This is a genomic window from Aliinostoc maniaoense, from assembly GCF_058172895.1.
In genome coordinates this window covers 6,508,797-6,533,682 of the sequence record NZ_CP187952.1, presented here as the reverse complement: position 1 = coordinate 6,533,682, position 24,886 = coordinate 6,508,797, and the positions used below count along the sequence as shown (strand labels likewise).

Below are 24,886 nucleotides of genomic sequence, written 5' to 3'. Positions count from 1 at the left end.
ATTGGGCATTGGGCATTGGGCATGGGGCATTGGGCATGGGGCATGGGGCATTGGGCATTGGGCATTGGGCATTGGGCATGGGGTTAAAAATTTCCCTTGTCTCCCTTGTCTCCCTTGTCTCCCCTACACCCCTACACCCCTACACCCCCACACCCCTACCTCGGTGGATCTTGGTGCATAAGGGGACGCAAACCATTCAACCCGGCTGCAATGGCTGAACCGTTATGAACGACGGTGGCGGCTAGGGGATGTAGTCCTACGGTGGTAGCTAGGCCTAATGCTGCTAAATTGGGAACTACGGCTAAACCGATGTTTTGCTGAATGACGGTTTGGGTTTCACGGGCGATCGCTATTGCTTCGACAAAACTGCTCAGGTTATCATCCATTAGGACAACGTCGGCTGTTTCTCTGGCTACTTCTGAACCACTACTAAAGGAAATGGAAACATCAGCATAGGCTAAGGCGATGGAATCATTCAAGCCATCCCCTGTAAATGCTACTGTTTTGCCAGTTTGATGTATTTTCTTGATGATATCAGCTTTTTGTTCTGGGAAGGCTTCGGCATGAACTTGAGATAGGGGAATACCTAATTGGGCGGCGACTGCTATAGCCCGTTGTTGATTATCCCCTGTTAATAGGTGAATTTCCATGCCGTATTCTGTTTGTAATTGTTCAATGATGGCGGGACTTTCTGGACGTAGAGGATCGGTGTAATAAATTACGCCTTGGAATTGTTGATTAACTGCTACATACAATAAGGAATCATCGGCAGAAATGCGACAGTTGAGATGCTGGGGACAATCTGCATGGTTGCATTGATGGGCTTCATACAAACAATCTAAGGTAATTCCATATTTACGCAAAAAGCGATCGCTGCCTACTAAGACTTGTTCGCCATCGATTTCTGCTTTCACCCCTAAACCAATTTCATACACAAATTCTTGACGGGGGAGAATTTCTATACCTAATTTATCGGCATAATTTACCACGGCGGCGGCGACTGGATGAGTTAGGCGTTGTTCGGCGGCGGCAGCGAGTTGTAATAATCTTTCTTTAGACATTCTGCCTGTGACGGTTTCTACCTCCACAACTTCAATATCGCCTTTGGTTAATGTGCCTGTTTTATCAAATACTAAAGTATCTACCTGTGCTAATTTTTCCAACGCATGACCACTGCGAATCAGCACCCCGTGTCTAGTAGCATGGTGTAATGCAGCTAAAAATGTTGTGGGCAAGGAAACGCGAATACCCGTTACAAAGTCGAGGGTGAGAATTGATGCCGCCCTAGCGGGACTACCTGTAGCAGCTAATACCAATCCCGCAAAAATCAACGCAGGCATAATGGCTTGATCTGCAACTTCGGCGGCGTAATTACCCATGCGGGTATCGTGAACGGGGGCTTTCTGCACTAACTCAATACTAGCCCCGGCACGGGTAGCATTACCTACACGTTCGGCTTGAATGTAAATCTCTCCTTCCCGCACTAAAGTAGAAGCATAAACCGCTTGTCCTACCTCTCGCATCACTGGCATAGATTCCCCTGTGAGTGTTTGCTGGTCGATTAAAGCCCGACCGCGCAATATTTGACCATCTACGGGTATTTGCTCACCAGGGTAGACAATGACTGTATCTTTTAGTTTCACTTCTGTAGCTAAGATGCGTTTTTTGTCTCCGTCTGGTTGTTGTACCCAAGCAAAATGTCCGAGGGAATTGAGTAAATCGGCGGCGTTATTTTCCGTAACTCTGGCGGTGCGATCGCGGATCATATCGCCAATTTCGTGCAGTGTCATCACTAAAGCCGGAGTCAGGAGATTACCTTGACTAGAACTTAACGCGATCGCCATTAAATCCAGACAATCAATATTTAACTTCTGTTCTTGGGTAATACTTGCATAGGCGCGTTTAGCAATGGGTACAGCCGCTAATGCCACACTTGCGGCAATCATCGCTGGGGGAATCGGCAAACCCAACCCCAATAAAGCCAAAACCGTAGCGAAAACAGGCAATTTTAAGCCCCCATCTTCTGAGGTTTCTACTGGTTGCTTTTTGGTTTTTAGCGGTTGATTTGTCCGAGCTACTGGCAACATCCGCGCTAAATACGCTGTAATTAAGTCAGCATTAGCATCAGATAATTGATATTCAATAGCAATAGATGCAGCCGCACGATTTACACGCACTTTGATGATGCGATTATCAGACTCTAGTAAATCTTGTAGGCGTTGGGCATAATAGGAATCACGAGCTAGCAAAGGAATGCGAAATCTCACCCTCCCTGGAACTTTATGGACTAGACAATATGCAATTCCCTGGCTTGGTGGAACTTCTCCTGAGACTAATGCTAACTTAGTGGCGATCGTCATGATCATTTCCCCCTCATAATGTTGTAGCGATTTGATGGGTGGGGATTCAGCCTAAAAGATATTCAAAAATCCCACGAACCTTTCCTTGACAGCGAACTACAAATATAAATCAACTTGGCTGTTAATTTTTTAGTAACGTTATTATTTTTAAATATTCTAAAAAGTTAATAATTTTGCCCTAAATATACATCCTATATCTACACCCTATCTTTTCAAAATTTGTAATTCTTAATTTAAATTTTCAACTCCCTTCTCTACGAGAGGCTGCGCCAACGGGAGAGGGTTGGGGGTTGAAGCAACGGGGAACACTTCGTCCGTTCGTTCCCTCTCCCCACACTCCCTACGCTGCCTGGATTTCTCACTCGTGAGAAATCCAGGTGTAGGTTATCAATGCGGCTAAAAATATTTTGGCGGTGGGACACACCGTTACAGTCTGTGAAGCGAGTGTAAGACCTGATAACCATAGTGTTAAAGGGCAACTGCGAAAAACCCGTAAGGGAAGGAAACAGAAACCTAAGTCGTGAGTCTTAGGAATCCCCCGCTACACCCGCAAGGGTTAGCGGTGGGAGGATGTCAAACTTGTACAACCATAGATGCTTAAATATCTTTATTAGTATTCTCATTTTTCTAACATTGTATGAAACCACCCTGCTTATACTTACTGGTAGGGTTGTCCCTACACTATCCCCAGTGATAACTTGTTAAGCTCAAAGATAAGATAACAATGCCATGATCATGTCCATATTACGCAAAGTTACCGTTTTGCTTTTAGCTGTGAGTTTGTGCTTGACGACTGTTGCTTGTGGAGGAGGAAACCAAACTACCTCGACAAATCCCAAAGTCAGCCAAACTGCTGCTCCTACTAAGTTGAGCGATGGTCAATACCCAGTTCAACAAGCTACTTATGATGATGCCTCTGGGGAGTACACTTTATTTTTACTCAACAGTAAACCCCCCACCTTTGCAACGGAAAACTTGCAAATGGCCAGGCTAACTGATGATGAAATCAAAGAGGGTAAGAAAAGCTATCTCAAAGTAGACAACGGACAGCCAGTTTTATACTTAACAGAAGATTTTAAAATTGAGTACGTCCACAACGTCACCGAAACTAAAACCAACCCCAATACTGGACAACAAGAAACTGTTGTAGTGCGTCGAGAAAGTGGTTTTTGGGCCCCCTTTACTGGTGCGTTAGCTGGTCAAGCATTAGGTAGCCTGTTATTTAGACCCCAGTATTATGTCCCTCCCGTATATCAACCCGGTGGATTAATTACTGGTTATGGCGGCTATGGTAGAACCTACGACCAAGCTGTTGATAGTTACCGCACTCGCTATAATTCAGCACCAGCAGCCGTAAAAAATCGCACAGCTTTTAGAACCACAGGCACAATTAGAAGGTCTTCTGGTAATTCTAATGTTCGTTCTACAACACGCACAACTCGCCCCTCCGGTTCTGGTTTTGGCAGCAGTACGTTAAAATCCTCCGGTAGATCAACTAACACCAGACGTAGCCCAAGTAACAGCAGTTTTGGTAGTGGTCGTTCTTCCAGTCGTCGTCCTAGCAGTTTTGGCAGGAGACGCTAATCAATTGAGAATATGAAAAACTTCTCTGTTGATTTTTTGGAAAACAACTAAATATAAAATTCAAACTTATAGGGGCATATAGCCCCTTATTTATTATTGTTGACTCATATCAATAATTTAAAATTTAAACATATTTGTTCACATATTGTAAGCAAAGCAGTAATTTTACTGATTGGTTATATGACAAATAATAGCGATCGCTAACATCTTCCTGATGTATCGTGTAATGATCATAACTAGCTATATCTGGACGACAAAGCACACCGCAAAATACTGGGAGCATGAAATCAATGTATAGCAGACAATACAAAACACGTAAAAATTCTAGCAAGTCATCCGATACACCAGCCTCAAATCCCTTAGAATTACGTCGCTTTGTCGTCCAACCCCGACCACAAACACCAGATTTACAGGCTCAGGACGAGAAATTAGCACCGTCTGATAGTTTATTGAGAAATATATCAATTTTGCCGCCAGATGGTGAGCGATCGCCATCCCCAATACAGATGAAGCTTACCATTGGTAAAGTAGGGGATCAGTATGAACAAGAAGCGGATCGGGTAGCAGCAGATGTAGTCCAAAGGATTAATGCACCTGAGAATTTTCCCGTGCAGCGTCAGGAACTAGCACAAGATGAAGATGAACTGCAAATGAAACCACTGGTGCAGCGTATGTCGAATGCAGGTGGTATGGCTGCACCACCGGATTTAGAAGCATCAATCCAAGGTTTAAGGGGTAGTGGACAGCCACTAGCAGACAGTATCCGAGAACCAATGGAACAGGCATTTGGAGCTAATTTCAGTGGGGTGAAAGTCCACACTGATACTCAATCTGACCAATTGAATAAATCCATTCAGGCAAAAGCTTTTACTACAGGGCAAGATATTTTCTTTCGCCAAGGAACATATAACCCTGGAAGTCAGAGCGGACAAGAGTTGTTGGCACATGAATTAACCCATGTGGTGCAGCAAAATGGTAACAGTACAGCTATTCAGCGATTAGCTATGGGAGAGCGTCCCTTCAATGAAGGGTATCAACAGGTTCTCCAACATCCCCAGTGGTATCAAGAAGCTGAAAATTTTGAACAACGACTCGGTGGCTATTGTTTCAATCATTCTCAATCTCGCGCTGCTGCTAAAGCGTCTGTGAACAAGCTCAATCTTGTCTTGCAACAGTATTACAAAGATAAACTCACAGAAGAAGAGATTCAGAAAAAGGCATTCCTCAAAGATGATACCACCAGTGCCGGACAGGTGGGTGAAGCTCTCGGTAGTGCAGCCATCAAAGACCTATTTGACAATGGTAATGTTCGGGAGCTAATGACTGCTTTTTATAATGCAGCTTATTATAAGGGAGGTTATGGCGCAAACCTGAGTGAAAGTTTTAAAGCTATCTTGCACGATATCACCCTCAATGACAATTGGCAGGCAGCTAAAGACCTTGACCTGAATGAAACTGCTCTCCGTAGTCAATCTGCATATCTCAAAGGAACAGGTCGAGCAATTAAACACGGTATTGTAAATTTCTTCAAACCTGATAAGGCTTACAACTATACTCAAGACATTTTTGCTCTAGGTAACTTGACTGCCCAGTCAAATGATACCTGGGCTACCTATGAGATGACAATGAGCCAAAAGGATCGCAAAGACCGTTCAGCAGAAGATAAGGCAATGGGGCCTGAGAAGAAAACTCCCAGAGATTACGAACTCATGGGTGCGCCGCTTTCCGACCGAGAGAGGCAATTTCTGACTGCACAAAACAAACCATTGACGACGATGGGATTTGATATCGAAGAAGTCCCTAACGACCAAATCGAATATGACGCAGATGGCAATGCTTTGTTAGACAAGTTCAAGGTTGAAGGAGGAAGCATTGAAGTTCAATATGAATATGGGGTTGATAAAAAACCTGTGTTGAATGACAAAGGTAAGCCCAAAATTCAGAAAGTTTTGAAGATTATACCTGCGTCAAAAACGATCAATAACGTGCGGCAATCCGATCTGCAACCGGGTGAAGAGGGGCCTGAGTTGCCTTTGGAATGGGTAGAGGGAACGGCTTGGTTTACAATTGATCCTAATTCTAGTTGGTATAAACAGGTACATGACCAACTGGGCGCGCCTGTAGTTGCAGGTGTTTCCGGCACAACCTCTCGAATGCTGAGTGCGTTTAAATGGTTAAATGTGCCAGGGGTCAGCGAGCTAGACTTTCGCTTGGCTATTATGGGATGGATGCTAACTTCATGGGATCACTCACTGTATGAGATTTTCCGAGGTTCTCATATTGTTGGTGTCAATGGTGGTCAAGAAACCACATCAAATGTCATAGATATGTATATGAATATTCCGCCCCTGAGCATAGCAGAACTACGGAGTTCTGTGTGCAAGGATCGGATGTTCCCCCATGAGTATTTGTATATGCAGATGGCAGAGGAAACTGATGACAATAAACCAAGGCTAATCGAACCAGGTAAACAAATTGTAGATAATGCTAAAAACAGGTACGAAGCTCTAAAACAAGAGGCGGGTAACTACGATCCGACTGATATTAACAGAAGCGATTTTTCTAAAGAGTTAGAAAAACAAGGTACTAACCCGCAAGAATTGTACGGCAAGTTAAGTCCTGCCCATCTGACAGCGATAGGTGGCTATACAGGGGGAATGCACGCACTTTTAAATGCAGTTATGACAATGCCTGCTCCTATGGCTAAATTCACATTAAGGAATAAGCTACATAGTGTTGTAGATCACCACAGCGAGGTTAACCTTCTGGAAAATCAGCGAAATGATTTGCAGGATAAGTTTAATTTCTCCATAGATCCTGAGGAGAAAAAGCAATTACAGGTAGAGATAGATAAATTACAACAGAGGTTGGATTATCTAGGCGAACACTATGAGGAATGGACAGCATCGTTAGATCCACTCGAGAATAAAGTGGAGAATGAGCTTGCAGATATTACACTTTCTGCTGATGAGCGTGAGATAGAGCGCAGGAGTCTCGACAACCAAATTGCTCAAATCGCTGAAACTCTGTATTCGGAGTTGAAACTGCACGCTAATATGACAGTCGAAGCACTCCAAAGTTTCCCACCGGCTACTGGAATTACAGTTTATCGAGGAGATTGGAAAGGAAGTGTCTCCTTAATGTATAGTGGTAAATCACTTTCTTTTAAACAGTTTACAAGTACTAGTAAAGACGTTGGTCAAGCCAAAGATTTTGCTCAACGATATTCTGGTGGTAAGTTATCCCATCCCGTATTGCTGGAATTGCAACTAACAGGAAAAGGTGGTAGAGACATCTCTTATTTTTCAGAAATACCTAGCGAAGAAGAGGTGCTGTTGATGCCTGGGACTAAGTTTGAAGTTAAAAAAACTGAGATGAAAGATGGTGTAGAATATATCCGCGCTGTTGAGGTATGAAGTAGTTACATATAATTGGATAGTGCGATCGCCCTTTTGATGCAGAATAATATCAATATTGGCGATCGCTACTCATATCGAGATAATGCGTTTTAAATCAGCCTGCTAAACTAAAATCATCCCCCAGCTTTCAGGAGCTATGAACGCTACAACTACCCAAACACTGACTCTAGAAGAGTTTCTCAAGCTCCCAGAAACAAAACCAGCCAGTGAATATATCAATGGTAAGATTTTTCCAAAACCTATGCCAAAAGGTAGACACAGCCGCTTGCAAGGTAAACTGATTGAGGTAATTAATCAAGTTAGTGAGGGGCAGAAAATCGCCTACGGATTTCCTGAATTACGGTGTACTTTTGGTAATCGCTCAATTGTTCCTGATTTAGCTGTATTTCAATGGGAACGCATCCCCTTCACTATTGATGGTGATGTACCTGATAATTTTCAAATACCACCAGACTGGACAATTGAAATCCTCTCACCTGAGCAAAAACCTAACAAAGTAATTGGTAATATCCTTCACTGTCTCCAGTATGGTAGCCGTCTAGGATGGTTTCTTGACCCCGATGACTTCAGTATTTTGATCTTTTTACCAGAAAAACAGCCAACCTTACTTCAAGGAGAAGATTCCTTACCTGTTTTACCAGAAATTCCACTGAAGCTAACTGTCAATCAAGTTTTTGCATGGTTAAAAATGGGTATTTGAGTCTTGCAGTTTATCGTCAATTCAACGGTTTAAGATCCCTACGTCTACACGTAGTATCAGTTGAGTTTGGTTTTAAATCCCCGACTCCAACTGTTTTGAATTTTGAATTTTGAATTTTGAATTGTTATTACCCGCTAAATTGTGATAACAACCAAGCTATAACTTGACTTTGATTCATTTGACGAGTCCGCCGAAAGGCTTCTTCTAAAATAGCAATTTCTAATCCTGGTAAAACTTGAGATTGTTTAATTCGACGACTGCCACCATTTTCTATAGCAAAAGCAATCACTTGAATATTCTGAACATCAAGAATCCAATATTCATCTACTCCTAATTCTTCATAAAGTAAACGTTTTTCACCTTTATCATCTGCTAGGGAATTATTGGCAACTTCAATTACTAAATTTGGTGGCGGATAATCATCAAGACTAATAATAGAAGTTCCCCAAGGAATTACATCGGCATTGTCGCCAATATAGTAAGACACATCAGGTTGTACTTCCTTAAAACCAGTTTTACGATAGCTGCAATTATCTTTCCCATTCATGGGAATACCTTTAATAGCTGCATAGTTACTAGCTGCTAAGATAACAACCGTATGGTCGCTAGCATGATCATTTCCTACTGGTGGCATTTCAACCCTCATTTTACCGTTGTAGTAGTATGCCTTTGCTTGTTGATAAGCAGGATTTTCGATGACTTGAATATATTCATCCCAAGTTGCTGTTACCCAAGCATCAGTCGGTAGTTTTGTTTGTAAGTTACTCATAAATTAGCTAAAAGAATAACTTTTTAATTTTTATTATGCTTCACTCCAAGTTTGTAGTAAGCACTTTAGTGCTTAGAACCATCAACACAAGTGCTTACTACGAACATTGTTAAGCTAAAGCTGCGGCTGGCTGTGGCCAACGTCCTACGGCTTTACCAATAACGGCCAATTCTTGCATGAGATGGTCAAAAGCTTCTGGAGTCAATGATTGCGGCCCGTCTGATAAAGCTTTTTTGGGGTTGGGGTGGACTTCAATCATGAGAGAATCAGAACCAGCTGCGATCGCTGCCATCGCCATAGAAGGAACAAACTCAGCCCAACCTGTGCCATGACTGGGATCAATCATAATTGGTAGGTGGGTTAATTTCCGTAGCACTGGCACTACAGATAAATCTAAGGTGTTGCGAGTATATTGGCGATCGAAGGTACGAATACCACGCTCGCATAAAATTACATTGGGGTTGCCTGCGGCCAAAATATACTCAGCCGCCATCAACCAATCTTCAATGGTAGCGGCCATTCCTCGTTTGAGTAGGACTGGTTTTGGTTGCGCTCCCACTTTTTTGAGTAGGGAAAAGTTCTGCATATTCCTTGCGCCTACCTGAATAACATCAGCCACCTCTGCAATGATATCTAGTTCCGCCGCATCCATGACTTCTGTAATAATCCCCAGTCCACTTACTTCCCGCGCCTTGGCTAGTAATTCTAAGGCACTCTCCCCATGTCCTTGGAAGGCGTAAGGGGAAGTCCGGGGTTTGTACGCACCACCGCGTAAAAATTTCGCTCCGGCTGCTTTGACGCGTTGCGCCGTGGCAATAATCATCTCCTCATTTTCCACGGAGCAGGGGCCAGCCACCACTACCAAGGGATGGTGTTCACCAAACACCACCGCACCATCGGGGGTATTAACTACTACTTCCGAGGCTTCACCGTGGCGATATTGGCGGCTAGCGCGTTTATAAGGCAGTTCTACCCGCAATACTTGCTCAATCCAAGGGCTGACTTCTTGAATTTGTAGTGGGTCTAAATCCGCAGTTTCACCTACTAAACCAATTACTACTTTGTGTTTACCAACAATTTTCTCTGGTGTCAAACCCCAACTACTGAGTTCCTCATTAATGCGATTAATCTCCGCTTCGGGAGAACCAACTTTCATGACTACAATCATAATAAATTTCCTGTTTAATGACGTTAAAGCCCATGAATATAGGCTTTCAATCCAAAATCCAAAATTGGTATAACTAGGTGCATCATCTTGGTATTGATATGTAATGTAAATCTTAATTGATTAGCACGAATAAGCGCGGTAGTTTAGATCCTCATTAACCATAAAATTCTGTCCATGCGTCTCACCTCACTTGATGTTTTTCGTGGCATTACCATTGCCGGTATGATTCTCGTTAATATGGCGGGAGTTGCAGATGATGTCTATCCTCCCTTAACTCATGCTGATTGGCATGGTTGCACCCCGACTGATTTAGTTTTTCCGTTTTTTCTGTTCATTGTGGGTGTAGCAATGACTTTTTCTCTATCTAAATACACCCCAGATAACAAACCCACCCCGGCGGTTTACTGGCGGATATTTCGCCGGGCGGCGATACTATTTATTTTAGGTTTACTACTCAATGGCTTTTGGAATCAAGGAATTTGGACTTTTGATTTCAGCAGCATTCGCATTATGGGAGTATTGCAACGTATTAGTCTGGCTTATTTGTTGGCTTCCTTAGCGGTGCTAAAATTACCACGGCCAGGACAATGGCTATTAGCTGGTGGATTACTCCTGGGTTACTGGCTAGCAATGATGTATATTCCTGTACCTGATTATGGGGCTGGTGTGCTGACACGAGAAGGTAACTTTGGGGCTTATATTGACCGCCTGATTATCCCCAAAGCCCATCTGTATAAGGGGGATGGATTTAATTTTCTGGGAGATCCCGAAGGACTCTTTAGTACAATACCTGCGATCGCCAGTGTGATGGCTGGTTACTTTACGGGCGATTGGATACGCAAACAACCAGTACAAACACGCACGAGCATCGGATTGGCTTTATTTGGGATTGGTTGCTTAATTATTGGTTGGGCGTGGGGTTGGGTATTTCCCATTAATAAAAAACTGTGGACAAGTTCCTATGTTGTGTTTACTAGCGGTTGGGCATTATTGCTACTGGCTGGTTGTTATGAGTTAATTGAAGTCAGGTTAATCAGACGGTGGAGTAAACCTTTTGAAATTATGGGTTTAAATGCGATCGCTCTTTTTGTCGCATCAGTTTTACTAATTAAAATCTTAGTGAGAACCAAAATCGGCACAGGTGAAACCGCCATCACTACCTACAACTGGATATATCAAAACATCTTTGCTTCCTGGGCAGGAACTTTCAACGGTTCATTATTATTTGCCCTAGTCACTGTTCTCTTATGGTGGGTTGTGGCTGTGATCATGTATCGCCAAAACTGGTTCATTAGAGTCTGATCATAATAGCACTTCTCAACCAGCGTCAAATTATACTCATCAAGTTCATAGCCAGGACTTTAGTCTTGAGAATTGTTTATCTCTAAAGACTTATCAATAAATCTATCATCAGAGGAATGATTTTTTTTGTAAGTTCTTTTAGAAAGAATTGAACAGGGTGTAGGGTACGGGTAGATGGGGATACCCTTCGGATAACTTGTTCACGAAGTGTCCCTTCCCGCTAACGTTGTCTTGCCCGGCGGGGTGTGAACATTTTTCAAGGTATTCCCCACATCTAGAAGCGTTCGCGTAGCGTCTCGTAGAGAAGTGACGATAATTCCTATATTCATCTGTAGAATTATGGTTAAGAAAGTAGCTATTATTGGTGCTGGACTAGGCGGTTTAGCGGTAGCGATCGCACTTCATAAACAAGGTATAAATGCCCAAATATACGAAAAAGCCCGTTGTTTACGCCCCATTGGTGCGGGTTTAAGTATTTTACCCAACGGCTTGTATAGTCTCGCTGCTATTGCTCCCGGAATCACTGACTTGCTTCAAGAGGCAGGTAGTGAAACTCAAATGTTGACTTTAAAAAAAAGCACTGGCGAAATCATTGCCCAAAAAGCCGTAATATTACGGGAAAAATATGGTCAGCCAATGTTACAAATACGCTGGTCGCGGTTGCAAGAGATTCTGGCTTCTGCACTACCAACTGAAAATATCCATCTGAATCATCAGTGCATTGGTTGGGAACAAAATGACCAAGGTGTGAAAGTCTACTTTCAGGGAAAAAAGACAGTAGAGACAGAACTATTGATTGGGGCTGATGGTTTGAACTCAATAGTTAGACAAACCTTGATTGGTGATGGAGAACCCCGGTATGCTGGCAGGATGTCTTGGCGGGCTGTTCTTCAGTACAATCATGAAACCCTGCATTCCCAGGAAGTGATGTCAATGACAGCACCCGATGGCAAAATCTTTGGGTTCTTTGATTTGGGTGATGGATATATCATGTGGAGTGCTGCGGCTTTATCACCCGAAAAACCGATTAACCAAAGTCTTGCTGATGTTAAGTCTCGCGTCCAAGATTACTTTGCTAACTGGGCAGAACCAGTACCAGCAATTATACAAGCTACTGATGCTGAGGCAATTGTGGAACGACCAATCTGTGATAGACCACCCTTAGCCACCTGGAGTCAAGGTAGGGTAACGCTGTTAGGAGATGCTGCCCATCCAATGGTTCCCTTACTAGGACAAGGAGCAAATACAGCCTTTGAAGATGCTTGGGAACTCTCTCAATTTCTTACCCGTGAACCCCTTGCAGCTGCCCTAGCTAGCTATGAAACTAGACGTAAACCCCGTACACAAATCATTCAAATCCGCAATGCTGTACAGGCTAACCGCGCCTATAAAACTGATAGTGAGGTATATCTGCGTGGGATCATGGAGAAAGCCCAATTAAGCGATCGCCAATTTGAAGAGTGGCTTTATACCTATAATCCATATTTAGCAGATAACCATCTAATTTGAGCATGAGTGACGCAAAAACCCCAATTCATCAACCCGGACTAGTTCTCGCCCCAGGTTCAGACGGCTGGTGGGATTCCGAAAGAGTTTCTTCACCACAGGTTTTGTACTGTCCTGATAAAACTTGGAAAATGTGGTATTACGGACGGGATGCCTCTTTTGATAGGCAAATTAATTTACCCACTGGTCGCTGTGGTTTAGCGATTTCTACTGATGGCATTAATTGGCAACGCGTCCAGGGATCATTAACTATGGGGGCTGTATTTGAGCCGCACCCAGATCCTCATCGCTTTGACTCAGCCCATGTGGGTGTAAGTAATGTCTATTTCCGCGATGGTCTGTATTGGATGTGGTATTTTGGTGGCGACAATACAGTTGTAGGGATGGGAAGCTTTCAAGCTAAAGGCTTAAATATGCGTCCTGGTTGTGCTATCTCCCGTGATGGGATCAATTGGGTACGTTTAGAAAGCACTTATCGAGGAGCATTTCTTGATATAGGCAAGGAGGGAGAGTTTGATACTTTATTTTGCGGTTGGCCTCAAGTCTTGCCTGATGATGATGGCACATGGAAATTGTACTATCACACCTTAAACCCACAAAGAGGATTCTTAGTTGGTTTAGCCGTCTCTAGCGATGGTTTTCACTGGGAAAAAATGGGTGAAATTTTAGGAGCAGGTGAAGTTGGAAGTTTTGATGAAAGAGGTATTGGCACTCGTCATGTCTTAAAAATTAATCGAGAGTACGTCATGTTTTATGAAGGTGTTAATAGCAGTGGTTATCACTCCATTGGTTTAGCCATTTCTGAGGACGGGATTCATTGGCAAAAACAGCCAGGCGAACTAACTGGAGGTGCTATCTTTTCCCATGCTGCCAAAGGTTCTGGTCGTTGGGATGCTAGGGCAGTTGGTACACCTTGTATAGTCCCAATAGATGATGGTAGTTTCCGTATGTATTATATTGGTGCAAATGAAGGTGGTCATGATGAACTATCTTCACAACATCAAATTGGTTTAGCTATGAGTGCTGGCACTAATTTTCGTCAGTGGCATCGTTGGGGTGAGTAATTTCACTGCTCTAGAGTAGTTAAACGTGCATCTTAATACTGGTCAATCAATTTTAGATTTTGCGGAAAGTTCTGTAGGCGGGTTTCCCGCCGTAGGAAACTTTTCAAGACGGATTTTAGATTTTAGATTCAATTGGCAATTCAAAATTTAAAATCTAAAATTCGGAGTATCAATATTGACAATTCTTCGTTTGTGTGTATATCGTAGCCTTTAGCGAGGGAAAATAATTCAACGTGAGTTCGACAAGTCTTTTCTGACCTCTCCCCCAACCCCTCTCTCTTGAAAAGTTCTGTTCGCCCTTGGCGTTGGCGAAGCCATCGGAGGAAACCTCCGCTCAGACTTTTCGCTCCGACGCGGAGAGGGGAGTAAAAAGCATGATATATCAAGGAAAAATCAAGGTTTTAAAGCCTCTCTCCTTGCAGGGGAGCCAGTGCGTTGGGCGGCTTTGCCGACTTGTTCGCGTAGCGTCTCGTAGAGAAGCAACTGGCGTGAGAGGTACTCTACGAGAAGCAAGCTATGGAGAGGGGTTTTTTCCAGTCGTCGAACTCACGTTAATTCAGGACTTACCCAAGTGTCACCATCTATGGTTGGTGCGTGACGCTATAAATCTCATGACTACGTTCAAATATTCTTGCTGCGTCACGCACCCTACAGAAAAAATATCCCAGTTGCGTAAGTCCTACTTATTACTTATTACTCATTACTCATTACTCATTACTCATTACTCATTACTCATTACTTATTACTCATTACTCATTACTCATTACTCATTACTCATTACTCATTACTCATTACTCATTACTCATGCTGTACCTCAATTACTTCAAAAATGCTGTAAGTCCTATAATTTATTGGAAACTCTAGATAATGCCACTACTTACCAAAATTCGCAGGCGTTGTATTTTTTCTTTAGCTATTATTCTTCCCATTGGGCTTTTGTACAGCAAATATCGGTATTCTGCTTTATGGTTAAACCAAGAAATAGGAGGAATTTTTTATGAGATATTTTGGTGTTTATTCGCCTTTCTATTTATTTGTACTCGTTCTGCTGTTTGGAAAATTCCTTTATGGGTATTAGTAATTACTTGCTTATTGGAGTTTATGCAATTGTGGCATCCACCATTTTTAGTTTTTATACGCTCATTTTGGTGGGGCAAAATGTTAATCGGTAACGCCTTTACTTGGGCAGATTTCCCCTATTATTTTATTGGCTGTGGGTTAGGATGGCTGTGGTTACGGGTGATAATTCGGGGAGTCAAGCTAGACTAATTGACCCTCCGAATTTTAGATTTTAAATTTTGGATTGCCAATTGAATCTAAAATCTAAAATCCGTCTTGAAAAGTTTCCTACGGCGGGAAACCCGCCTACAGAACTTTCCGCAAAATCTAAAATTGATTGACTTCTTTTGCTATATCAAAACCTCTGCTGCTTCCATAGCATTGATTTGGTCGAGAATGTGCCAAAGTTCTTGTAACATCGGTTCTAAGCCAGTGCGAGTTACCGCAGAAATCAAGAAAACAGGAACATGAGATAGATGATTTAACTCTGTAGCCAGTGCATCTAAATCTACAGTTTCCCTATCAACGGCATCAATTTTATTTAATGCCAAAATTTGCATTCTTTGCTCCAAACCGCGTCCGTAGGCTGCTAATTCTTGCTGAATTGTTGTGTAGTCTCGGATGACATCATCACTAGTAGCATCTATTAAATGCAGCAGTACCCGTGTGCGTTCAATGTGGCGTAAGAAATCATGTCCCAAACCTGCACCTTCAGCAGCACCTTCAATAAGTCCAGGGATATCAGCAAAAACTGTACCATCACCTGTGGGTTTTCTGACTACACCTAAATTGGGGATGAGAGTGGTAAACGGATAATCAGCAATTTTGGGACGTGCAGCTGATAAAGAGGAAATTAAGGTAGACTTACCAGCATTGGGTAAACCAATAATTCCTACTTCTGCTAACAGTTTTAATTCTAGACGTAGCAGTTTTCTTTCCCCTGGTAGTCCTGGGAGAGCGTATTCTGGGGCGCGGTTACGGTTACTCAAAAAGTGCTGATTTCCTAAACCACCTTTACCACCTTCAGCAATAATTAGCTTTTGGTTAGGTTCAGTTAAATCTCCTATAAAATCACCTGTTTCGGCATCATAAATTACTGTGCCACAGGGAACTTTAATAATTAAATCTTTTCCTGATGCACCCGTGCAGTTATTGGGGCCGCCACGTCCGCCATTGTCGGCTTTAAATAGATGGTTGTAACGGAAGTCTAACAGGGTTTGTAGGTTCTCTACTGCTAAGAAAATTACTGAACCACCTCGTCCACCGTTCCCACCAGAGGGGCCACCAGCCGGTACATATTTTTCTCGACGGAAGGCGACAATACCATCCCCACCTTTTCCCGCTTCAACTTCAATTTTTGCTTGGTCGATAAATTGCATAATTAGTCAATGATCAATGGTCAAAGGTCAATAGTTATTTAGTTGCTGAAATTTTATCTATTGATAATAATGGTGCGTCATTACCATGCACGCACCTTCAACATTCTATGTTCTTTAACTAGTCTTTTTTGTGTTAGACCTTCTTACTACTATTATGCCAAATAGAGGCGGTGAATCGCGTCTCTAGCAACTAGATATATTCCGAGACATCCTCTTGGCATTCATCGGCTAAATAGGAGAGGGCGCGGAAGCGTAACCCTACGAGTTGTTCATATATGGGGTTAATTTTGCACAATGGCGGAATGTGGACGATTTTGCGCCCAAATAGGGTGACATCTCGCTCAAAAGGACATTGGGAAGGAATCATTTTACACAAAAACCGGGCAACTCTGGGATCTTGTACTTCTAACCCATCTAGCCAGTCGCGCAGGGGTGTCAGCGCATCCGGTGGTGGGGCTGTGAGTGTGGCGACGACGATAGGATCTGCTGGTTGTTTGCCTTCTAGGGTGTGACGTAGTGCTGTTAGGATGTCTTCTGGTTCGCCTAGGGCTTGACAAAATTGATGGAGGACTTGATCTTCACTGGGGGAATATGTACCATCTGCGATCGCTACCATTACAGCTGTACGCAGAAAATTCTCCGCAGCTGGTGTATGCTTACCTAAAACTGTTGCCAGTTCTTCTGGGGTAATGACTTCTAGTGAGTCCCATTCTAAACAAGGAGCTAATTCATCCTTGGTGATACTAGCAATTAATTGCTGTTCTTGTTCGTCAAAGTTACCATCAGCCCAAGCTATGGTTAGCAGTCCCCGCAACCAAGCGGCTATCTGTTCGCTGCTGTAGGGTGATTGAACAACAGTTGTCATAAACTTACGCCTTGTGGTGTCTTCAGTTCATCATAAGCTATGGGCATGGGGTATTGGGCATTGGGCATTGGGCATGGGTAATTCCAGATAAACTTGATTAATTTATCAATGGAATTTCTGGGGCTGGGGGTTGGGGTATTTCAAAGGTTACATCTTCATATACGTCTGCGATCGCACAACGAAAGTCTATACTAGCTAAGTATATTTCCTGTTGAATTTCAAGGGGTTTAGGGAAAAATGACTATTACCTATTGAGTGTTGACTATGGTTAATTAGTCAACTTACTAAATGTATATTATGGCAAATCTAGCTGTTGTTAGATGTTGTGATTCTGTTGTATGCCTTAATCTACAACTGTTGCACCGAGAGATAGACTTGTGGATAGAATATTAGAGCGATCGCAGGAACTTAAACAAGCTTTATTAGATTTTGTTTTGGATGCTGAAGGAGAACTAGCACAAGCATTAGAAACCTATGCAGCCGCACAGTCACGCCGTGGGAGTGGAGATAGTCAACAGCAAGATTTAATTATTGATAACTTTCTTATTGAAGGTAAAGTTAGGGAACAATCACCAATAGATTTATTTATTCAACATTATACAGATATTACAGAGAGCGATCGCCAGTTACTTGCTAGTTGGCATCGCAGTTTTATGGGATTATTTGTAATTACGAAAATTGAGAGCGATCGCTTAGAGTTAAGAAACTGGTTAACTGATAAATATTATATAATTAAGCCTAATAATTCTCAAATGTTGAAGACAATTTCACGCTTAAAACTAGAGGAAATATTATTAACTAGAATTGCACCTATTACTGATGATTACTGGACATTTTTTGGGCAATATACCCTCCTAGGCAAACTTGGTAAACCAAAATTAGCGGTAGCTATTGGTAATTTCAAAGAAAATTATACAAATTATCTTTACAGTGATGCACCAGACTTACTAGCAGCAGCTTGGCAGTCTGTATCCCAATACCACGAACAATTTATTGACTTTTTCGGTAGTGATGAAGTTACTTTACCTGGATATCAACTCAATCAAAAAATTGGGGAATTTCAAGAGATCATCACAGAGCAACGCCTAGCAGCATTAGGAATTGATCAAAATAAATCTCTGAGTGAATTAGCAACAGAATCTGGTGTTTCTGAAGCAGAAATTCAAGCAGCAGTCAAAGAAGCGGGTGCTGACACAAAATTAGTGTCTCAGATATTTAATCATCAGAGTAGCACCAGTAAAATGGTGATGCCGAAAGTCGATTTACCTGCGGAACTCAAAAAAGCCGAACAAGTCACCGCCATTTCTCATCCCCGTTGGGGACAGATGTTTTTACCAACCTATAGTAAATTTGCAACACTATTAACAGCAGAAGATTGGCAAAGTATTGATGGTGCTGAAAAACTGATTCGTCATTACCTAGAAGATAAAACCATTAACGCATTTATTTGGCATCGTTTAGCCCAAAATTATCCCAATTCTTTAGAAAAATTATTGCAAGATTATTTACAACGTCCAGAATTTAATCTCAATCATGACTTAGATAACTTACTGCAAGAATTTAATAAACCCCTCAAGCCAGATTTACCAGAAATTGCCAGTGTACCCCTACATCTGCACGAATTATTTCAAGAAGCTGTCGTAGAGGTGCATAAGTCTAAACCCAAGGGAAAGGGGAAACAAAAGTCAGTAAAAGGGTTTGGTAATTCGTAATTCCTAGTGCAAGTAAATTAGCGATTTGTATCCTATGTTATTATTGGATGCTCCTAACTCAAACTGATACCAAATAGAGCAGAAAGCACCAAATTCAAATCGCTAGGAACAGCGTATGTATTGATATCTTTGTGAACTATTTTTTCTTGACGCTGAAAAATTCCAAATTTCCATGTATCGCCTGTTGTCACAGTACCATAGAGCATTGGAACTGTAGAATCAGTCCATTGATCGAGGGCAATTAATTCTACCGCTAACTGAGTAAAACCTCTGGCTAAATCAGCATTTTTGGCTTCAATCACTAATAAGTTTTGTGCAGTAGGAATGAAATAATCAAAACTGCCTTTGAGCCAATTATTTACTCGTACAGGATATTCAATTTTGAGTGGTACTTGAACAAATTTACAAATTGTTTTGAGAATCGGAAATATCAGTGCTTCACGTCTAGCTATTTCAGAAACAGGATCTACCAAAGTGAGATTTTCTTGTAATTCTATTTTCAGTGGTTCAGGATCTATTGGTAACTGCTGTGGGAGTTGAAGTGAGGTATTGTTAAGGCTAACACCAAATTCAGCTAGGATATCAGCACTATCGTAAGCTAATTCGGCGTATTTGCTGAAAGTATAGCTCTCAGATGGGTCGAGAATCCTGGCTTTGCTCATGATGGTGATCGCCAACCCTAACTAATTAATGGTATTCACAATCATTGTACTTCTTGGTGAGTTGAGAATCTCATCCGTTGAAATTGTGTAGCCAGAGATTCAGAGAACATACTGTAACTGTGGACGTGATGGCGTAATACCAATTCGCAATTCGCAATGGGCTAACGCCCCGCTCCGCTCTAAGCGCAGCTATGCCGCAGGCTTTACGCAATACCCGCAAAGCGGGAAGCAAGCTACGTAATTCAGAAAGTGAGATACCATCTGGGTTTCAAGCTTTGCATCTGTTGCCTAATTTTGGAGAATTGGTATAACCGCATAACAAGAGCGATTATGATTGTCATTAACGACACATCAGCAATCACGAATTTGGCAGTAATACACCAAGCCTATGGTGATAAAATAATTGCCACGCGCCAATGCAAGTAGTATTCCTGTCTTCATGCCAACACATGATTCTGATCTACAAGCCCAAGCTCGACGTATTCTTGATGAAATCGCCTTTATCCCCTTCGAGCAATGTCAACCATTAACCCGCGACTTTAAAAGCCTTCCTGCTCGTCCTGGTATCTATGCAGTCAGACACAGAACTGACGGATTGCTCTACATTGGTAAAACCAAGAGTCTGCGGGGGCGTTTCAGTGGTGGACACAAAGCTTTTCTTTGGGCATGGCTCGATAAATATGACGATGAAGACGTTCGGATCGCAGTGCAGATCATTTCGTATTGGGAAAACCCTGCGTTACTATTGGAGCTAGAAGCCATCATTCTCAGAGCTACCGAACCACCTTATAACGTTCAAATCCCAACGGAGATTTAAAGTTATGCAGGCCAAACTTCAAGAGCAACTTACAAGTGCTGATGCTGAGGTGATTTTAGGAAGATTACCTGAGCGAATCCGCGTAGCTTTAATTGCCCGTGCTGCTGAAATTGAATATCCAATCGAAGCTGTGGTTGAAATGGCGATCGCAAGTTTTCTTGATTCGGAAGCGTTGGGTTTTACAGATTGTAAACCAGGGCGAGGCCAGTAACGCATTCACAATCATTGTACTTCTTGGTGAGTCTTAACCCCGCCCTGCTCCCCTTGCTCCCTCTGCTCCCTGCTCCCTGCTCCCCTGCTCCCTGCTCCCCTGCCTATTTCCCCTGGGTAGAAACGGTTAACACCTGGGGGGGTGTCGCATCGGGGGGATAGAGAAAGTCTACTTCTACTAATCTGCGATCGCCTGTTTTCATGTTTAATACAGCTAATGCTTCGCCTGGTTGTCCTCTCCTCTGCACTAGGTGGATAAAATTAGTTATAGGCTGGCCATTATCGTCTCTATGGCGGATTCTCACGCTACCTCTAAAGAAGACTTGACGGGCTAAATTCGTAAAAAATCTCAGTCCCGGTTGTGTGAGTTTGTCTTCTTTCAGTGGCGTTTGTATAGATATACTCACAGTTTGGGAGGTGGGTGTATTGTTATACAGTGGTAATTTTAAACTATATTGAATAGCATAATTCCCGTGTGCGCGGTAAGCGGTGTCAGGATAACGTACCAAAAGCGGCGCACTTTGAATTTGCTCTGTTCCTAATGTACCACCATGCAAAGTACTAAGGGCGTAAGAAAATGCTTGTCCGGCTTGCGGAATACTTAAATACTTAGCTTTGGGACTATCAACTATAAAAGCTCGCCATTGTGTCCCCCGTGCAACCCCTGCGACTCGTCCATAAATGCGGGGTTTACCCGTTTCTTCTAAAGGTGTGGGAACTTTATCCCTGGGACTTGATACGTCACTAGTATTTAATAAGTTTTGCCATTCTTCCAGTGTCGGCGCACGTTCACTGCCATCAGTATTAGTACGAGCAAACATAGCCAAACTAGCTGCATAAACTGTACCATTACTTCGCAATCTGGCTAAAGTTGACCTACCATTCAGGGGTGGTGTAAGTCCTTTGACGGGAATAGGTTGATTGAGTAACATTCGACTTTCCCCGGCTGGAATTACGATTTGCGGGGGGAAAATATCTTGTCGTCTTCCTCTTAAGATATCAGACATCACGCGATCGCCAGGGCCAGCAAACACATTACCTAATAAATTCGGACTCACGGCAGGTAACTGAATAAACGGTGCATCCGGTTGACTTAAATAACTTGCCCCTTGCAACACATTCACTGTTACTGATTCAGCAGTAGGGTTATGTAAAATTATCCCTAAATATAATGAGCGTAAATCCTCCGGGGGTTCAGCCTTGGCAACATGGTGAGCAAACACATCAAACCTACCCCGAAAGGGAAAATTCAAATGTGCCGATGGGACTTTTTTCCCCTCCGGTGGAAAAGTCGAAAGTAAAACCCCTTCTTTTAACACTAATTCAGGACTATTGCTATTAAAAGTTGGAACTGTATCCAACTGTCCTGGTAACGGACGCACTTGTTGAGGTTGTACCACTTCTTCCGGTGGTGCAGCAGGAGTTGATTGAGCAACGAGTAAGCTTAGTAATAAATCCAACATAGCCTGAAAATATTTATCTCTCTATTTGAAAGGAATGGGGAATGGGGCTAATCAATTCAAAATTCAAAATTCAAAATTCAAAATTAAGGAATTTTGGGGCATCGGGCATTGTCAATATAATCTACCTTGTCTCCCTTGTCTCCCTTGTCTCCCCTACACCCCTACACCCCTACACCCCCACACCCCGACGCTAGCCACTTATAAAAGTGCCAAATTGTTAATAATTAATAAGAAATCTCTCAAAATTTCTATCAAATTTTCTTGATTTAAAACTGGAACATGAACAAATATACAATGGGCTGACAGTTGATTTTGTCCTAAGTAGTTCAGTACAGAATAGTAAAGTCCCTCACAAACAAATTTACCGCAGTCATCACTAATATCAGTTACCTTTGCACCTGAGACTAATTTTTTGACATCGATAGTTGTCTGTAAAAAGCTTTCTCCACGGCTAGCACCAAGTTCTAGACTTAATTTTTGCCGACTTGCAGCCATGCCACAACAGACTATGTAATCTGGTTGGTATGTCTTTATTTTTGCTATCACCCGATAACTAGCAAGCTCGATATCTACAGGTAACAGTCGCAAAAAATTTAAATCATAGGGGAGTGAGTCGAGTTTAGCGACTTCAAATAATAAATCATCAGAAGAATTTGACGGTTGATTTTCTAGCCAAGTGTCAAAAGAAGTTAATAGTATTCTTTTCTTCATGGAAAATATTATTTAGAATAGAAACACCTTCCATAAATAATTTACAAGGAATAAGTCGATGCCAGTCATTGCGGTTATAGACTACGACATGGGTAATTTGCATTCTGTTTGCAAAGGATTAGAAAAAGCCGGGGCAACTCCAAAAGTAACTGATTCACCCAAGGATTTAGCTAAGGCTGATGCGGTTGTCTTACCCGGAGTGGGAGCATTTGATCCCGCAGTTCAACATATCCGCCAACGAGATTTAGAACAACCCATTAAGGATATAATCGCATCTGGCAAACCCTTCTTAGGCATCTGTTTAGGACTACAAATTCTGTTTGAATCGAGTGCGGAAGGGACTCAACCAGGGCTAGGAATTGTGCGGGGAAAAGTCAAGCGGTTTGTCCATGAACCGGGAATTACAATTCCTCACATGGGATGGAATCAGCTGCAATTAACTCAACCAAAAAGTATTTTATGGGAGCATTTGCCTCCTCAACCTTGGGTATATTTTGTGCATTCCTACTATGTTGACCCCATTGAACCGCAAATCCGGGCTGCAACTGTTACCCACGGTACGCAAACTATCACAGCGGCCATTGCCCATGAAAACCTGATGGCAGTCCAATTTCACCCAGAAAAATCATCTAATATTGGCTTGCAAATCTTGTCTAATTTTGTTTCGCAAGTACGGGAAAAAATCGCTGCTTAATAATGACATTAAAACTTAGAGCTTCGTCATTTGTTCTCAGTCATTATGATTTTGCTACATACTATTGAGTATGGACTATTGACTGTTGACGATTGACTAATGAGTCTAAGAATTTACGGGAATCGCCAAATTAAAACTTTACCAGGGCAAGAAACCCGACCCACGAGTGCGCGGGTTAGGGAGGCAGTTTTTAATATTTGGCAGGGAGAAATTACAGGTTGTCGCTGGCTGGACTTATGCACCGGTACAGGTTCGATGGGTGCAGAAGCTTTGTGTAGAGAAGCCAGTTTGGTGGTTGGAATTGAAAAATCAAGTCGCGCTTGTGCTGTAATTCAACAAAACTGGGAAACAGTAGCACAGGCAAATCAAAAATGGCAAGTGTTGCGGGGCGATGTCATCCAGCAGCTAAAACACTTATCAGGGCAGCAGTTTGACAAAATTTATTTTGATCCACCCTATGCTAGTGGATTATATCAAGCGGTATTGGAAGCGATCGCACATCATCAATTATTAGATGCCAACGGTGAAATTGCCGTTGAGCATAACCCCCAAGGATGGACAGATATAGTAATTCCTGATTGGGAAATCTGCCGTGAAAAAGTTTACGGTAACACTGCACTCACTTTCTACAGGATGAGGGAGTAGGGTGTAGGGTGTAGGGAAAGAAAAAGAAAAACTCTCCCCCTGCTCCCTGCCCCCTGCCCCCTACCTCTAATTAACCACCCAACTCATTGGGGCGTTTGTATTGCTTGTAGGCAGCGTAAAACAACCCAGCGAGGGTAACGACAATTAAACCAAGCACAATACCTGAAAGCAGGGGTTCAACCACTTTAAGTCTCCTGTTTACGATTTTCAACATTCATTTCCCGCTTATGATTTTACCAAATTGGGGATGAATCCCGCTTGATATAAAGATTTTAGACAATAGCTATTCGAGAGAAAAGTCCCAGATATGCTTGCAGTCAGCATCAAGAACTTTTAAGCTATGTGTAGGAAATGAAAATTTTTGAAAACAACTAGATTTTGACAGCACAACTTTTGGAAAACCAGATTACTAAACCTGAAACTCTGATGAAGCAGTGCGCCTTAATGGCTCTGGCGATACTGTTAGCAGTCTTTTTGGGCTTTTTTGGTGTTCAGATGATACAAGCCTCTGATCCATACGTCAAGAGTGTTCTGGCGTTAGAAGGCAACCAAGTACAAGGACACGCTATCTTTCAAATCAATTGTGCTGGCTGTCATGGTTTAGAAGCAGACGGCAGAGTCGGCCCTAGTTTACAAGGTGTTTCTAAACACAAGTCTAAGTATGGACTGATTCATCAAGTTATTAGTGGTAAAACCCCACCAATGCCGAAATTCCAGCCTAATACTCAAGAAATGGCAGACCTTTTGAGTTATTTAGAAACTTTATAACTTAGCATATTTATTTACTGTTTTTTTAC

At 42.4% G+C, this 24,886-nt stretch carries 22 protein-coding genes; 13 read left to right on the top strand and 9 right to left on the bottom strand.

The window, feature by feature from the left end:
- Positions 1-155: 155 nt before the first annotated feature.
- Positions 156-2,360, bottom strand: coding sequence for a heavy metal translocating P-type ATPase (locus ACPZ3T_RS28670; protein ID WP_490272814.1), 2,205 nt, complete (start codon positions 2,358-2,360; stop codon positions 156-158).
- A 729-nt stretch (positions 2,361-3,089) separates the two neighbouring features.
- Between ACPZ3T_RS28670 and ACPZ3T_RS28665 the strand changes: the two genes are divergently transcribed.
- From ACPZ3T_RS28665 to ACPZ3T_RS28655, 3 genes are all read left to right on the top strand, one after another.
- A complete protein-coding gene (locus ACPZ3T_RS28665; RefSeq protein WP_490272813.1) occupies positions 3,090-3,944 on the top strand; it encodes a hypothetical protein in 855 nt (284 codons plus the stop codon).
- A 290-nt stretch (positions 3,945-4,234) separates the two neighbouring features.
- Complete coding sequence (locus tag ACPZ3T_RS28660; RefSeq protein ID WP_490272812.1) at positions 4,235-7,360, top strand: eCIS core domain-containing protein; 3,126 nt, start codon at positions 4,235-4,237, stop codon at positions 7,358-7,360.
- A gap of 139 nt (positions 7,361-7,499) precedes the next feature.
- Positions 7,500-8,063 carry a Uma2 family endonuclease gene (locus ACPZ3T_RS28655; RefSeq protein WP_490272811.1) on the top strand — a complete coding sequence of 188 codons (564 nt, stop codon included), beginning with the start codon at positions 7,500-7,502 and terminating at the stop codon, positions 8,061-8,063.
- Positions 8,064-8,190: 127 nt separating this feature from the next.
- On the opposite strand, the gene ACPZ3T_RS28650 is transcribed toward ACPZ3T_RS28655, so the two are convergent.
- Both ACPZ3T_RS28650 and aroF read right to left on the bottom strand, forming a co-directional pair.
- Complete coding sequence (locus ACPZ3T_RS28650) at positions 8,191-8,832, bottom strand: Uma2 family endonuclease (RefSeq protein WP_490272810.1); 642 nt, start codon at positions 8,830-8,832, stop codon at positions 8,191-8,193.
- A gap of 109 nt (positions 8,833-8,941) precedes the next feature.
- On the bottom strand, positions 8,942-10,000 hold the full coding sequence (gene aroF, locus ACPZ3T_RS28645; protein WP_490272809.1) for a 3-deoxy-7-phosphoheptulonate synthase: 1,059 nt from the start codon (positions 9,998-10,000) through the stop codon (positions 8,942-8,944).
- Between the two features lie 174 nt (positions 10,001-10,174).
- On the opposite strand from aroF, the gene ACPZ3T_RS28640 reads away from it, so the two are divergent.
- From ACPZ3T_RS28640 to ACPZ3T_RS28625, 4 genes are all read left to right on the top strand, one after another.
- The gene (locus ACPZ3T_RS28640) at positions 10,175-11,302 is read left to right on the top strand and encodes an acyltransferase family protein (RefSeq protein WP_490272808.1); all 1,128 of its coding nucleotides are present in this window, start codon (positions 10,175-10,177) and stop codon (positions 11,300-11,302) included.
- Positions 11,303-11,641: 339 nt separating this feature from the next.
- Positions 11,642-12,811, top strand: coding sequence for an FAD-dependent monooxygenase (locus tag ACPZ3T_RS28635; RefSeq protein WP_490272807.1), 1,170 nt, complete (start codon positions 11,642-11,644; stop codon positions 12,809-12,811).
- A 2-nt stretch (positions 12,812-12,813) separates the two neighbouring features.
- On the top strand, positions 12,814-13,872 hold the full coding sequence (locus ACPZ3T_RS28630) for a glycoside hydrolase family protein (protein ID WP_490272806.1): 1,059 nt from the start codon (positions 12,814-12,816) through the stop codon (positions 13,870-13,872).
- An 867-nt stretch (positions 13,873-14,739) separates the two neighbouring features.
- Positions 14,740-15,141: a ribosomal maturation YjgA family protein gene (locus ACPZ3T_RS28625; protein WP_490272805.1), complete on the top strand. Its 402-nt coding sequence runs from the start codon at positions 14,740-14,742 to the stop codon at positions 15,139-15,141.
- A 140-nt stretch (positions 15,142-15,281) separates the two neighbouring features.
- Here ACPZ3T_RS28625 and obgE read toward each other — a convergent pair whose 3' ends face one another.
- Both obgE and ACPZ3T_RS28615 read right to left on the bottom strand, forming a co-directional pair.
- Entirely contained in the window at positions 15,282-16,310 is a 1,029-nt protein-coding gene (gene obgE, locus ACPZ3T_RS28620) for a GTPase ObgE (protein ID WP_490272804.1), read from the bottom strand.
- Between the two features lie 190 nt (positions 16,311-16,500).
- The gene (locus tag ACPZ3T_RS28615) at positions 16,501-17,175 is read right to left on the bottom strand and encodes a Mo-dependent nitrogenase C-terminal domain-containing protein (RefSeq protein WP_490272803.1); all 675 of its coding nucleotides are present in this window, start codon (positions 17,173-17,175) and stop codon (positions 16,501-16,503) included.
- Positions 17,176-17,552: 377 nt separating this feature from the next.
- Here ACPZ3T_RS28615 and ACPZ3T_RS28610 point away from each other — a divergent pair, with 377 nt between their 5' ends.
- Positions 17,553-18,887, top strand: a complete 1,335-nt coding sequence (locus tag ACPZ3T_RS28610; protein WP_490272802.1) for a DUF7986 domain-containing protein — start codon at positions 17,553-17,555, stop codon at positions 18,885-18,887.
- Positions 18,888-18,940: 53 nt separating this feature from the next.
- On the opposite strand, the gene ACPZ3T_RS28605 is transcribed toward ACPZ3T_RS28610, so the two are convergent.
- Positions 18,941-19,549, bottom strand: coding sequence for a hypothetical protein (locus tag ACPZ3T_RS28605; RefSeq protein ID WP_490272801.1), 609 nt, complete (start codon positions 19,547-19,549; stop codon positions 18,941-18,943).
- A 439-nt stretch (positions 19,550-19,988) separates the two neighbouring features.
- Here ACPZ3T_RS28605 and ACPZ3T_RS28600 point away from each other — a divergent pair, with 439 nt between their 5' ends.
- On the top strand, positions 19,989-20,366 hold the full coding sequence (locus ACPZ3T_RS28600; RefSeq protein WP_490277402.1) for a GIY-YIG nuclease family protein: 378 nt from the start codon (positions 19,989-19,991) through the stop codon (positions 20,364-20,366).
- 4 nt (positions 20,367-20,370) lie between these two features.
- Positions 20,371-20,577, top strand: a complete 207-nt coding sequence (locus ACPZ3T_RS28595) for a hypothetical protein (RefSeq protein ID WP_490272800.1) — start codon at positions 20,371-20,373, stop codon at positions 20,575-20,577.
- Between the two features lie 103 nt (positions 20,578-20,680).
- On the opposite strand, the gene ACPZ3T_RS28590 is transcribed toward ACPZ3T_RS28595, so the two are convergent.
- Together ACPZ3T_RS28590 and ACPZ3T_RS28585 are read right to left on the bottom strand one after the other, a co-directional pair.
- A complete protein-coding gene (locus ACPZ3T_RS28590) occupies positions 20,681-22,039 on the bottom strand; it encodes a DUF3370 domain-containing protein (RefSeq protein ID WP_490272799.1) in 1,359 nt (452 codons plus the stop codon).
- Positions 22,040-22,237: 198 nt separating this feature from the next.
- Positions 22,238-22,750 carry a pyroglutamyl-peptidase I family protein gene (locus ACPZ3T_RS28585; RefSeq protein WP_490272798.1) on the bottom strand — a complete coding sequence of 171 codons (513 nt, stop codon included), beginning with the start codon at positions 22,748-22,750 and terminating at the stop codon, positions 22,238-22,240.
- Between the two features lie 58 nt (positions 22,751-22,808).
- Here ACPZ3T_RS28585 and hisH point away from each other — a divergent pair, with 58 nt between their 5' ends.
- Positions 22,809-23,444: an imidazole glycerol phosphate synthase subunit HisH gene (hisH, locus tag ACPZ3T_RS28580; RefSeq protein WP_490272797.1), complete on the top strand. Its 636-nt coding sequence runs from the start codon at positions 22,809-22,811 to the stop codon at positions 23,442-23,444.
- A gap of 99 nt (positions 23,445-23,543) precedes the next feature.
- Positions 23,544-24,089 carry a 16S rRNA (guanine(966)-N(2))-methyltransferase RsmD gene (rsmD, locus tag ACPZ3T_RS28575; protein WP_490272796.1) on the top strand — a complete coding sequence of 182 codons (546 nt, stop codon included), beginning with the start codon at positions 23,544-23,546 and terminating at the stop codon, positions 24,087-24,089.
- A 70-nt stretch (positions 24,090-24,159) separates the two neighbouring features.
- Here rsmD and petG read toward each other — a convergent pair whose 3' ends face one another.
- Positions 24,160-24,273, bottom strand: a complete 114-nt coding sequence (gene petG / locus ACPZ3T_RS28570) for a cytochrome b6-f complex subunit V (RefSeq protein WP_010995538.1) — start codon at positions 24,271-24,273, stop codon at positions 24,160-24,162.
- 209 nt (positions 24,274-24,482) lie between these two features.
- On the opposite strand from petG, the gene ACPZ3T_RS28565 reads away from it, so the two are divergent.
- Entirely contained in the window at positions 24,483-24,857 is a 375-nt protein-coding gene (locus ACPZ3T_RS28565; RefSeq protein WP_490277401.1) for a c-type cytochrome, read from the top strand.
- Positions 24,858-24,886 lie beyond the last annotated feature (29 nt).